Source organism: Oceanobacillus profundus (assembly GCF_003515705.1).
Taxonomy (GTDB): Bacteria; Bacillota; Bacilli; order Bacillales; family Amphibacillaceae; genus Oceanobacillus; species Oceanobacillus profundus.
Window position 1 is genome coordinate 328,699 of record NZ_QWEH01000004.1, and the last position, 12,374, is coordinate 341,072.

Consider the following 12,374-nt stretch of genomic DNA (forward strand, 5'->3'; position numbering starts at 1 on the left):
TTTTAAAGCTTTTGTCGATTGAATGAAAGCTTGCATTATTTGTAGTATTATAATGTAAAGAATCACATATTAAAGAAATCGTCGCGGAGGACACAGCATGGAAACAAATCATCAGTTTAAATCAGGATTTATTACAATAATTGGAAGACCCAATGTTGGGAAGTCAACATTTATGAATCGTGTTATAGGGCAAAAGATTGCTATTATGAGTGATAAGGCACAGACAACCAGAAATAAAATCCAAGGTGTGCTTACAACGGAGGATGCACAGCTTATATTTATCGATACCCCGGGGATTCATAAACCGAAGCATCGACTGGGCGATTTTATGGTAAACGTAGCAGAAAGTACACTTAATGAAGTGGATGCTGTTTTGTTTATGATTAATGCAAAGGAAGGTTATGGAAAAGGTGATCAGTATATTCTAGATCGTTTGCAAAAAGTAAATAGCCCAATCTTCTTAATCATTAATAAGATAGATTTGGTTCATCCCGATGAATTACTGGCATTGATTGATCAGTATAAAGATAAGTGTAAATTTGAAGAAATTATTCCAATTTCTGCCTTGGAAGGAAACAATGTAAATCATTTAGTCGATGTTCTGAAAAGTCACATACCTGAAGGTCCTCAATACTATCCAGAAGATCAAGTAACCGACCATCCGGAACGCTTTATTATTGCTGAACTAATTCGGGAAAAAGTATTGCATTTAACAAAAGAAGAGGTACCTCATTCGATTGCAGTTGCAATTGAAAATATCGAAAAAAGAGAGCAAGAGAAGCTGCTCGTTCAAGCAACAATTATTACAGAAAGAAGCACACAAAAGGGTATTTTAATTGGTAAGCAAGGAAGTATGCTTAAAAATATTGGGAAAAATGCTAGGAAAGATATTGAAGCTTTACTGGGCTCTAAAGTATACTTAGAGCTTTGGGTTAAGGTTAAGAAAGATTGGCGGAATAGACAAAGTCAACTGCTTGAATATGGCTATCGCAGTGATGAGTACTAAATAAATGCTCGAAAAGAGGATAAAAAGGACTGAGGTCTGTTATGGTTGCAATCTCCATAGCAACACTAATAATACATCTGTACGTTGCAGATTTTCAGCACTTGACGTGTCATTTTTACCGGGCGTTTTGAACAACCTTTAAACTTGGTAATTTTTAATACTAATGAATTTCAGCTAAAGTGCCACTCTAAATAGTAAGTTACATTTTCATTAAATTGTGTTTCAAAAAGGAGGATAAAAAGGACCGAGGTCGGCTAAGGTCGCAACGTCCTGTTGCAACGCCGACACTAGCACGTCCTATGCGTCGAAGTTCGAGGCGGCGAAGCTTTGAGTACCGGGCTTCCCCAGGATGTGGTGACTTCTGTGTTGTCCACAGGACGTGGACGGTTTTAACAGAAGTTCATTGAATCCCTTGATACGTGAGGAACGGAAAGGCAAGCCAACGATGAAATTCGACGTGTCATTTTTACCGGACATTTTGAAAATCCTATTAAACATTAAAGAAAGGTGGGGTTTCTTGTGATCGAACTAACGTGGAAAATATTTAGTCAGACAGGAAACATTGAAACCTATTTATTATTAAAGGAAATAGAAAATGCAACATCGCAACAAGAGTTTGGACAGACTGAAACAGAAGTAACACTAGATGCAAAAATATAACATTATCGAATACCATGAAGGTTTGAACTGAAGGAATGGTTGTGTGAGTGAATAGGCTGACAGAACCATTCCGCCAATGAGAAGCAATAATCAATAATCTTAACCGAAGCTTTCATCTTCATAGGAGGAGATGAAATAATCTGCATCTGTGGTTCTTTTTGTACAAGAAAAAGGGTGAAGCTGTGTGCTAGAGAAAATAGATGGAATCATCATTAAAACAAGGGATTATGGAGAAACCCATAAGCTTGTAACAATCCTTAGTAAAAACATTGGAAAATTCACAGCGCTTGCTAGAGGAGCTAAAAAACCAAAAAGTAGGATGGCTGCGGTTATACAGCCGTTTATACGCGCTCAACTATTTGTATATGTGAATCAAGGCTTGAGCACGATTCAGCAAGGAGAAATCGTTAATTCCTTTCGTCCAATTCGGGAGGATATTGTTAAAACCGCTTATGCAGCCTACATGACAGAGCTTACAGATAAATTACTTGATGAAAAAAGTCCAGATCCATACCTGTTTGATCAATTTGTTCATACCATGACTTGGATATCTGAAAATGAAGAAGCCGAGATACCATTAATGATGTATGAGTTGAAGTTATTCGAAAAAGGTGGAATTGCTCCTACTGTTGACCGTTGTACCAATTGTGGCAATCGACAAATGCCATTCGCATTTTCCATTGCTGAAGGTGGAATGCTCTGTACCCGCTGCAGGTACATTGATGGGGAAGCAATCGGGCTTCCAGATACGATCGCTAAATTACTTTTTATGTTTTCATCAGTTGGTTTAGAACGTATCGGGACTATCACCATCAAGCCAGAAAATAAGGAGCTTCTTCGAAATTTATTAAATGCATATTATGACCAATATGGTGGATTTTATTTAAAAACAAGGAAATTTCTAACACAGCTTGACAAACTAATGTAGCTAACGATTGACAGAATGAAAAGGATAAAGTATGATTTTTACATATTTCAATATTAAATAATGATTTGCGAAGATGGAGATAAGTACCAGTTCCAATTCTATTTAAAGCGAGTCCGGGATAGTGTGAGCTGGATAACTAGATGTCTGGGAAAGGAACTCCTGAGCAAAGTAAATAAAGTGGCTCTAATACAGATTGTTCAAAAAGGCCGATGAAAATGACACAACATAAGGGTGTTGATCGAAACTATCGACACGTTCTGTGTCAAGTATCAAAGTCATCACAACTTGTGGAAACTTGCAGGCTTGCTATTCATCCTTTTTTGAACACGCAATTATATGGAGCAAATAGGGTGGAACCGCGGTAAAAACCGTCCCTATGTCTATAACATGTAGACATAGGGACGGTTTTTTAACGTTTTAAGATTAATGAATCTGGAGGTAAATTTTAATGAATATCCAAGAAATGATTTTAACATTACAAAAGCATTGGTCAGATCAAAATTGTATTTTGATGCAAGCGTATGATACGGAAAAAGGAGCAGGAACGATGTCACCAATGACATTATTACGCAGTCTTGGACCAGAACCATGGAATGTTGCTTATGTAGAGCCATCAAGAAGGCCTGCAGATGGACGATATGGTGAAAATCCAAACCGTTTGTATCAGCATCATCAATTTCAAGTGATTATGAAGCCATCTCCAGCGAATATTCAACAACTCTACTTAGATTCTTTAGTAAAGCTTGGAATTAATCCGCTTGAACATGATATTCGCTTTGTCGAGGATAATTGGGAAAATCCCACATTAGGTGCTGCTGGACTCGGTTGGGAAGTATGGCTTGATGGTATGGAAATAACCCAATTCACATATTTCCAGCAAATAGGTGGACTTGAAGCAAATCCAGTAACCGTCGAAATAACTTATGGAATTGAACGTCTTGCTTCCTACATCCAAGATAAGGAAAATGTGTTTGATTTAGAATGGAATAACGGTGTAACGGTGCGTGATATCTTTTATCAGCCGGAGTTCGAGCATTCCAAATATACGTTTGAAGAATCTGATACTGAAATGCTCTTCCAGCTTTTTTCTATGTATGAGAAAGAAGCAGAGAGCACGATGAATAAAGGACTTGTATTTCCTGCATATGATTATGTTTTAAAATGTTCGCATACCTTTAACTTACTTGATGCCAAAGGTGTTATATCTGTGACCGAACGGACTGGTTACATCTCACGAATCCGCAACTTAGCCCGCAGTATCGCCAAAACCTATGTTGCAGAACGTGAGAAGTTAGGATTTCCAATGCTTGAAAAGGAGGAAAATTAAATGGCAAGAGATGTATTATTTGAAATCGGACTAGAAGAGCTACCTGCACGATTTATCGATGATGCAGAGCAGCAATTATTATCAAAAACAGAAGCGTGGTTAAAAGGACTTCGAATTCATTTCGGCTCGATTACTTCATTTGCAACACCGAGACGTTTAGCTGTCTATATTCACGAAATGGAAGAATTCCAAACCACAATTGAGGAAGAAGCTAAGGGGCCTGCTGAGAAAATCGCTAAAGATGAAAATGGCGATTGGACAAAAGCAGCTATTGGTTTTACAAGAGGCCAAGGGAAAACACCTGACGATATTTATACGAAAGAGATTAAAGGTATATCCTATATTTTTGTGAAAAAGCATATCGAGGGGAAGCCTGTTCAAGAATTGCTTCCTGATTTCAAAGCAATACTAGAGTCGATTCAATTTGGCAAAAATATGCGCTGGGCAAAAGAAACACTTCGTTATGCCCGTCCGATTCGTTGGCTTGTTGCATTATTCGGGAGCGAAGTTATTCCGTTTGAAATCACTAGCGTACAAACAAGCAATATAACATATGGTCATCGTTTCTTAGGGAAAGAGATCCGTTTAGCTACAGCTTCTGAATACGAGTCTTCCTTGCTTGACAATTATGTAATTGTAAATCCTAAAAAACGTGAGGAAATGATTATTGAAGGTATTAAAACACTTGAAGAGGCCAATAATCTGTTGATTCCGGTTGACGCTGATTTACTAAATGAAGTAAGGAACCTTGTTGAATATCCAACAGTATTCATAGGGGCATTTGAAGAAGGTTTTCTAAATTTACCATCAGAGGTTCTCATTACTTCTATGAAAGAACACCAACGGTATTTTCCTGTAACAGCTACAGACGGGCAATTATTAGCACGTTTTGTTGGGGTTCGAAATGGAGATGTACATGAACTTGCGACTGTAATTCGAGGAAATGAAAAAGTTCTCCGTGCACGATTAGCAGATGCAGAGTTTTTCTTGGAAGAAGACCTTAAACAATCCATTGATTTTTATCAGAAAAAATTAGAACGTGTTGTTTTCCAGAAAGAATTAGGAACGATTCATGATAAAGTGGAGCGAGTTGTTCATATAAGTACAAAGATAACAGATTTAATTGGACTCGATGGTGATCAAAAGGAAAAAGTAGTAAGAGCTGCAACAATAAGTAAATTTGATCTTATGACAAATATGGTTAATGAATTTACTGAACTACAGGGAATTATTGGCGAAAAATACGCACTTCATTTTGGTGAGGATTCACTTGTTGCTGGAACAATACGCGAGCATTATTTACCAAAGCAAGCAAATGGAGAGCTTCCTAAAACATTAATTGGTTCGATAGTAAGTATTGCCGATAAGCTGGATACAATTGTGGGATGTATCTCTATAGGTTTAGTTCCAACGGGTTCCCAGGATCCGTATGGACTTCGCAGACAAGCAACAGGTGTATTACGTATCATAGCTGATAGAAAATGGGATATTTCACTGGAAACCCTGCTAGAGATTGTTACTTCTTTATATCAAACATTAGATATCGAGCTGGAAAACCAAGAAAAGGTAGCGATAGAGCTTAAAGAATTTTTCCAACTTCGCGCATCTTATTTGCTTAAAGAATTAAATGTCGAGCAGGATGTGATTAATGCGGTTGTACATCGCGCAATAGGAAACTTTGATTATACAATTGCAAAGGCAAAACTTTTATCTGAAAAGCGTAATGATGAAAACTTTAAGCATATCCAAGAGGCATTAGTTCGAGCCCTTAATTTATCTGATAAAGCAGAGGGTACAATTGTACGCACAGAACTATTTCAAACAGAATCTGAAGTAGCTCTATTTTCGCAATATAACGTGGTTCGCGACACATTCAATACGTACAATAAGCAAAAAAATGCGGTTAAGGCATTAGCATGCTTAGAGGAATTAGCTATTCCAATCCATACATTCTTTGACAATAATATGGTAATGGCAGATGAAGAGGATATACGTACGAATCGTCTTTCGCTTATCAATGTACTTTCTATGTTGATTAAAGAATATGCTGATCTACGATTAATACAATGGAAACAGCACTTTTAAGCACAAGAGCGGAAGCGCCCGGTTAGCGACGTACGGACTGCGCCCCGAACTTTGGGGTGGTTCGACGAGTCGAAGATTCCTACGTAGAAGATAAAGGAAACATGCCCCATTAGGGGTATGCCGACGTTAGGCGCAGCCTGGTTTTAGTCGGCCATCCTTTACCAAGAGGCGATGTTGACTTTCACCGCAAGGGTATAAGTGCGACTAGGCCTCATGTCTTAGCCAGTCGGCAAGTCTTCTTTATCGTACGGAGGTGAGGGAAGTCTCGCTACAGCTTTAGCGCTGTAGCTGGACGTAATCAAAAGTATAACGTATTTTCCCTTTTTGCTATATAATATAAAGAAATAGTATGACATATTGTTTTCGGGTGGTGAAAAGGTGGAATTATCCAAAAGACAGGAACAAATCATTGAAATAGTTAAAGGTAACGGTCCAATTACAGGAGAACATATTGCAGATCGATTAAATTTGACACGAGCTACCTTGAGACCGGATTTAGCAATCCTAACCATGGCCGGGTACTTAGACGCCCGCCCGCGTGTCGGTTATTTTTATACGGGGAAAACTGGTTCGGAATTACTTACAGAGAAAATAAAAAAATTCAAAGTACATGAATTTTTACAAGTACCTGTCGTTGTCAAGGATAGTGTGTCTGTATATGACGCCATATCAACCATGTTTCTTGAAGATGTCGGAACATTATTTGTTGTAGATGATAACTCCTGTTTAACAGGAGTACTATCCCGCAAAGACTTGTTGCGAGCAAGTATTGGGCAACAGAATTTAAGTGCTGTCCCTGTACATATAATTATGACAAGGATGCCAAATATTGCAGTATGTCGAAAAGATGACCTGCTAATTGATGCTGCTCAAAAATTGATAACAAGACAAATTGATGGATTGCCAGTTGTTAAAGAAATAGATGCGGGGCTTGAGGTCGTGGGCAGAGTGACGAAGACGACAATGACAAAAGCATTAGTAGAGTTAACAATAGGTGACCATGTGTAAGAAAACTTCAAAAGGGATGGAGGAGAGTTGTCGTAATGAATACTCAACCAATTGTTTTTGTATTATCTGACTCTGTGGGGGAAACTGCTGAATTAGTGGTAAAGGCAGGTCTAAGTCAGTTTACGAATGGGGATTACAAAATACAGCGTGTACCATATGTTGAGGATAAAGAAACAATCGATGAATTCCTGCAAATCGCGAAAGAAAAAAGAGGAATGATTGGGTTTACACTTGTTGATCCTGAGTTAAGAAACTATTTGAACGAACGATCAAAGTTAATGCAAGTAGAAGCTATTGATATAATGGGACCAACACTTGAAGCAATGGAGCGTGTATTTGATAAAAGTCCCCGACAGGAAGCAGGACTGATACATAAGCTTGATGAGGACTACTTTAAAAAGATAGAAGCAATTGAGTTTGCTGTAAAATATGATGATGGAAGAGATCCCCGGGGGATAGCTCGTGCAGATATTATTTTAGTTGGTGTCTCTCGTACATCCAAAACACCATTATCTCAGTATTTAGCACATAAACGCATTAAGGTGGCTAATGTACCGATTGTGCCTGAGGTTGACCCTCCAGAAGAATTATTTGAAGTTGACCCAGCGAAATGTATTGGACTTCGTATCACTGCTGACAAATTAAATGGCATTCGAAAAGAAAGGTTAAAGGCTTTAGGATTAGGTGATCAAGCGACATATGCAAATATGGATCGTATTCATCAAGAGCTTGATTATTTTGATAAGGTAATTAACAAGATTAAATGTCCAGTAATAGATGTTTCCCACAAAGCAGTAGAAGAAACTGCGAATCTTATCATGCGTATGATTCAAAAATAATTGAATTGGATTATGCAAAACGTTCTGCTCCTATACACGAGCAGAATGTTTTCTGTTCTTAGGAAAATAAGTCATTATAATAGATATCTTTTATAAAATGTATTATAATAAATCTTTGTGTAAACATATACGTAAAAAAGCTATCCTCTACTGTTATTCTGAAAAATAAAACATTCATTAACAAGAAGGATTTTAGGGTGATTATGTAGAATTACTTTATTAAAGATAGCTCTACTATTGTTAAAATCTCAATAGTTGGTTATTCGTTAGTTTATATTTTAGCTGCAGGAGGTACAATAGTAATTAAATATGGAGTAGATGGAAATGACCTTCTTAGACTTACCGATCGTAACAGAGGGTAATTTTTTTCGGTTTTGAAGAAAAAAATGTCGAAACATGAAGGATTTTTTTAATCCGTCACGAATATTAGTATAGTATGGTGGTTAATATGGCCAATCAAATACCAGAAGAGGTTATTGAAGAGATTAGAAAGTCCAATGACATTTTAGATGTTGTTGGCGAGTACGTACAATTAAAGAAGCAAGGTAGAAACTACGTCGGTTTATGTCCATTTCATGGAGAGAAAACACCATCTTTTACGGTAACTCAGGAAAAACAGATTTTTCATTGTTTTGGATGTAGTAAAGGTGGGAATGCTATAACTTTCATGATGGAGATCGAGAGTTTTTCCTTCTATGAGGCTTTGAAATTCCTCGCCGATAGAAGTGGGATTACGCTTCCAGATAGTGGGATGAATAAGGAATCATCAATGTCTTTAGAAAGCCAGAATGTTTTATCGGCGTATGACTGGCTACGTAAGCTTTATCATCACCTTTTACGCTTTACAAAGGATGGAAAAGAAGGGTATCACTATCTGAAGGAAAGAGGAATGGATGACGAAACAATTGAAGCCTTTCAGTTAGGGTTTGCACCTAATGCACAAGACTTCATTGCGGAATTTCTTGCTAAAAAAGGATTTCAGCAACAATTATTAGTAAAAGCTGGCATTATTTCCGAGCTCGATAACAATCGAGTTACGGACCGATTCAGAGGAAGAGTAATTTTTCCAATCCGAAATCATATTGGAAAAACTGTAGCTTTCGGTGGGCGCTCGATAACAGATGAGCAGCCGAAATATTTAAACAGTCCCGAGAGCGAGCTATTTCAAAAAGGCAAGCTACTATATAATTTTGACTTAGCCAAAAAACATATTCGCAAGCAAAATGAAGTTGTTTTATTTGAAGGGTATATGGATGTCATTTCAGCATATCAAGCTGGGGTGAAAAACGTAGTGGCCACACTTGGAACATCGTTGACCGAACCTCAGGCAAAACTTTTAAATCGTTATGTTGATACGGTCGTTATTTGCTACGATGGTGACAAAGCGGGTCAAGCAGCAACATATAAGGCTGCGAATTTATTACGAAGTGTTGGCTGTGCAATAAAAGTAGCAAACCTTGATGAAGATATGGATCCTGACAGCTTTATTAAAAAGCATGGATCAGAGGCTTTTATGAATCAGGTCATAAAAGCAAGTGACACGTATATGAGTTTCTATATGCGCTACCTCCAAAAAGATTATAATCTAAATTTGGAAGGGGACCGCATATCCTATATAGAAAATATATTGAAAGAGCTTGCCATGATTGAGAGCCCTATTGAAAGGGAATATTATTTAAATGAATTGAGCGAAGCACATCAGATTTCTATTGAAACTTTATCAGCGGAAATGCAAGGCTACAGGCATAAACAAGAAAAGCTTGAGGATAAGCCGGGAAAGAACAGATATACTAATAACACAGCATTCAAACAACGTAGTAAGAAACTTCTTCCAGCTTTTTATAACGCAGAGAAAAAATTAATAGCATATATGTTGCAGAACTCTCATATTACAGAGAGGGTACAAAATGAATTAGGTGCAAGATTTAATGTTGATGACTATAAAATTATTGCCACCTATTTATATGCTTATTATGAAGAAGGACATTCGGCTGATATGAGCTTATTTATTGAAAGGCTTCATGATGACCGATTGAAACAGCTTGTAGCAGAGATCGCTATGACACCGATAAGAGAAGAAATAAGTGATAAGGAAATTAATGATTACATTCGGATTATTCAACATGAATCGAATGACTCTGTTAATATCAAATCACTGAAAGAGCAGCAAAAGATTGCTGAGCAGCAAAATGATCCCTTAAAAGCAGCTCAAATAGCAATGCAAATCATTAATCTTCAAAAGCAATTGAAAAATACAAATTAATTATCTAATTAGTCAAGAAGGAGGGGGACTCATGACCGACAAGAAGCCTTCGCAAACAAAGGAAACTGAAATGACGCTTGACCAAGCAAAGGAAAAGCTTGTTGAAATGGGTAAAAAACGCGGTACGTTAGCCTATGAAGAGGTGGCAGACCGTTTATCCAACTTTGATATTGAATCCGATCAGATGGATGAATTCTATGAGTACCTGGAAGAACAAGGTGTAGAAGTGATTGGTGAATCTGATGAAGATCCAAACATGCAGGAGATCGCAAAAGAAGAGGAATTTAATTTAAACGACTTAAGTGTTCCTTTAGGAATTAAAATAAATGATCCTGTTCGTATGTATTTAAAGGAAATCGGAAGAGTAAACCTATTATCGGCTGCTGAAGAAATTGAGCTCGCATCAAGAATTGAAGAAGGCGATGAAGAAGCAAAACGTCGCTTAGCAGAAGCTAACTTGCGTCTAGTTGTAAGTATCGCAAAACGCTATGTAGGTCGAGGTATGCTTTTCCTTGATTTAATTCAGGAAGGTAACATGGGTCTGATTAAGGCTGTCGAAAAATTTGACTATCGTAAAGGCTTTAAATTCAGTACGTATGCAACATGGTGGATTAGACAAGCAATCACACGAGCAATAGCTGACCAAGCTAGAACTATCCGGATTCCTGTTCATATGGTAGAAACGATTAATAAATTAATACGGGTGCAGCGTTCCTTATTGCAGGATTTAGGCCGTGAACCAACACCAGAAGAAATTGGTGAAGAGATGGAGCTTAGTCCTGATAAGGTTCGTGACATTTTAAAGATTGCCCAAGAACCTGTTTCACTTGAGACTCCTATTGGGGAAGAGGACGACTCACACTTAGGAGATTTTATCGAGGACCAGGAGGCGGTATCTCCATCCGATCATGCTGCATATGAGCTATTGAAAGAGCAGCTTGAAGACGTGTTGGATACTTTAACAGATAGAGAAGAAAATGTTTTGCGTCTTCGCTTTGGCCTTGACGATGGGCGTACAAGAACACTCGAAGAAGTTGGTAAAGTCTTTGGTGTAACAAGAGAACGCATCCGTCAAATCGAAGCAAAAGCACTTAGAAAATTAAGACATCCAAGCCGTAGCAAACGATTAAAGGACTTTTTGGACTGATAGGTGTGGTCATTATTCGCAAGTACTGTGAATGATGACTATCCTGGCTTCCATCCTATCCATCCTGCATAGGGGTGATACTTTTGGCGGCAGAACGAATCGCTGTTATTGTTAAAGAAATTAAGTATTGGAAAGAAAACCGCTTGCTTCCTGAAACCTACTGTGATTATCTTCTTGCATTATACACAAATGGTGAAGCCTTCTCAGAAGAGGCGGATAACAATATTAAAATAAGACAATGGACAGTATTAGATGTAACACATTTAATATTATCATTGCTCATGATACCGTTTTCACTTCTTGTCTTATATTTTACTGAATTTGCTTCCGTTTTGCAACTCGGCATTTTACTGTTATTCTTTAGCTATTTAGTATGGATAATGAATTATTTTCGTAAAATTGGGCATCCTTATTTACACGTACCGCTTATTGCGTCACTATTAGTATTGCTATTATTTACTACGTTTATCTCGAAATTAATCCTGGATAGTAATATGCTACAAATTACAGTTTTAATTAGTAATTTTATCTATTGGTTTATAGTAAGTAAGCAAAGAAAAATAAAATATCTACAAATAATTAGTATTTTAGCGATAATATTTACTTTGCTGTATACTGGTTTTCTATATTTATAACTTATTCCTTTAAAAAAAACCAATTTTCGAGTAAACTATATAATGTATGTATAAATATATAATGGGGAGTACATAAGGAGGAACTACAAATGAGAAGAAACCCAGTTGTACCGTATGCAATTATTGCAATTTTAGGGGTACTAACAGTAGTCATTATTTCATTTGTCGGCTTGAATCAGCGTGCAGATATTCAAGTTGCTGAAGAGGGCGGATCTGAACAAACAGAAGAATCACAAGAAGGGGAAACTACAGGCGGAGACCCTGAAGCAGTTTTTCAGGCAAACTGCGCGGCGTGCCATGGTGGTGACTTATCTGGTGGAATGGGACCTGCTTTAACAACTGTAGGATCCACTCATTCTGCTGATGAGATTGCAGACATCATTCAAAATGGTATCGGTTCGATGCCAGCACAATCCCAAGTTGCTGGTGAAGAGCTAACAGCCCTTTCTGAATGGCTTAGTGAACAAAAATAATGA

Annotated in this window: 11 protein-coding genes; all 11 read left to right on the forward strand. The window is 37.6% G+C overall.

Annotation, left to right across the window (positions count from 1 at the left end; translation table 11 throughout):
* Positions 1-97 precede the first annotated feature (97 nt).
* The 11 genes from era to cccA all read left to right on the forward strand — a co-directional run bounded on the left by era (position 98) and on the right by cccA (position 12,371).
* Positions 98-1,006, forward strand: coding sequence for a GTPase Era (gene era / locus D1B32_RS08925; protein ID WP_095307037.1), 909 nt, complete (start codon positions 98-100; stop codon positions 1,004-1,006).
* Positions 1,007-1,525: 519 nt separating this feature from the next.
* Positions 1,526-1,666, forward strand: coding sequence for a YqzL family protein (locus D1B32_RS08930; RefSeq protein WP_095307036.1), 141 nt, complete (start codon positions 1,526-1,528; stop codon positions 1,664-1,666).
* 184 nt (positions 1,667-1,850) lie between these two features.
* Positions 1,851-2,594, forward strand: coding sequence for a DNA repair protein RecO (recO, locus tag D1B32_RS08935; protein ID WP_118889131.1), 744 nt, complete (start codon positions 1,851-1,853; stop codon positions 2,592-2,594).
* 448 nt (positions 2,595-3,042) lie between these two features.
* Positions 3,043-3,921, forward strand: coding sequence for a glycine--tRNA ligase subunit alpha (gene glyQ / locus D1B32_RS08940; protein ID WP_095307033.1), 879 nt, complete (start codon positions 3,043-3,045; stop codon positions 3,919-3,921).
* Positions 3,922-6,006, forward strand: coding sequence for a glycine--tRNA ligase subunit beta (gene glyS / locus D1B32_RS08945; RefSeq protein ID WP_118889132.1), 2,085 nt, complete (start codon positions 3,922-3,924; stop codon positions 6,004-6,006). It abuts the gene before it with no gap.
* A 378-nt stretch (positions 6,007-6,384) separates the two neighbouring features.
* Positions 6,385-7,014 (forward strand): transcriptional regulator CcpN, encoded by a 630-nt coding sequence (ccpN, locus tag D1B32_RS08950; protein ID WP_095307031.1) that lies wholly within the window; start codon positions 6,385-6,387, stop codon positions 7,012-7,014.
* Positions 7,015-7,049: 35 nt separating this feature from the next.
* Entirely contained in the window at positions 7,050-7,853 is an 804-nt protein-coding gene (locus tag D1B32_RS08955) for a pyruvate, water dikinase regulatory protein (RefSeq protein WP_095307030.1), read from the forward strand.
* A 448-nt stretch (positions 7,854-8,301) separates the two neighbouring features.
* Positions 8,302-10,116 carry a DNA primase gene (gene dnaG, locus D1B32_RS08960; protein WP_095307029.1) on the forward strand — a complete coding sequence of 605 codons (1,815 nt, stop codon included), beginning with the start codon at positions 8,302-8,304 and terminating at the stop codon, positions 10,114-10,116.
* 31 nt (positions 10,117-10,147) lie between these two features.
* Positions 10,148-11,263: an RNA polymerase sigma factor RpoD gene (gene rpoD / locus D1B32_RS08965; RefSeq protein ID WP_095307028.1), complete on the forward strand. Its 1,116-nt coding sequence runs from the start codon at positions 10,148-10,150 to the stop codon at positions 11,261-11,263.
* Positions 11,264-11,346: 83 nt separating this feature from the next.
* The gene (locus tag D1B32_RS08970; protein WP_095307026.1) at positions 11,347-11,898 is read left to right on the forward strand and encodes a hypothetical protein; all 552 of its coding nucleotides are present in this window, start codon (positions 11,347-11,349) and stop codon (positions 11,896-11,898) included.
* 89 nt (positions 11,899-11,987) lie between these two features.
* Positions 11,988-12,371 carry a cytochrome c550 gene (gene cccA, locus D1B32_RS08975; protein ID WP_095307025.1) on the forward strand — a complete coding sequence of 128 codons (384 nt, stop codon included), beginning with the start codon at positions 11,988-11,990 and terminating at the stop codon, positions 12,369-12,371.
* Positions 12,372-12,374: the final 3 nt, after the last annotated feature.

Excerpts from the sequence above, each read along its gene's own strand:
- era (WP_095307037.1), top strand. The coding sequence starts at position 98 with ATGGAAACAAATCATCAGTTTAAATCAGGATTTATTACAATAATTGGA.
- glyQ (WP_095307033.1), top strand. The coding sequence starts at position 3,043 with ATGAATATCCAAGAAATGATTTTAACATTACAAAAGCATTGGTCAGAT.
- glyS (WP_118889132.1), top strand. The coding sequence starts at position 3,922 with ATGGCAAGAGATGTATTATTTGAAATCGGACTAGAAGAGCTACCTGCA.
- D1B32_RS08955 (WP_095307030.1), top strand. The coding sequence starts at position 7,050 with ATGAATACTCAACCAATTGTTTTTGTATTATCTGACTCTGTGGGGGAA.
- dnaG (WP_095307029.1), top strand. The coding sequence starts at position 8,302 with ATGGCCAATCAAATACCAGAAGAGGTTATTGAAGAGATTAGAAAGTCC.
- rpoD (WP_095307028.1), top strand. The coding sequence starts at position 10,148 with ATGACCGACAAGAAGCCTTCGCAAACAAAGGAAACTGAAATGACGCTT.
- cccA (WP_095307025.1), top strand. The coding sequence starts at position 11,988 with ATGAGAAGAAACCCAGTTGTACCGTATGCAATTATTGCAATTTTAGGG.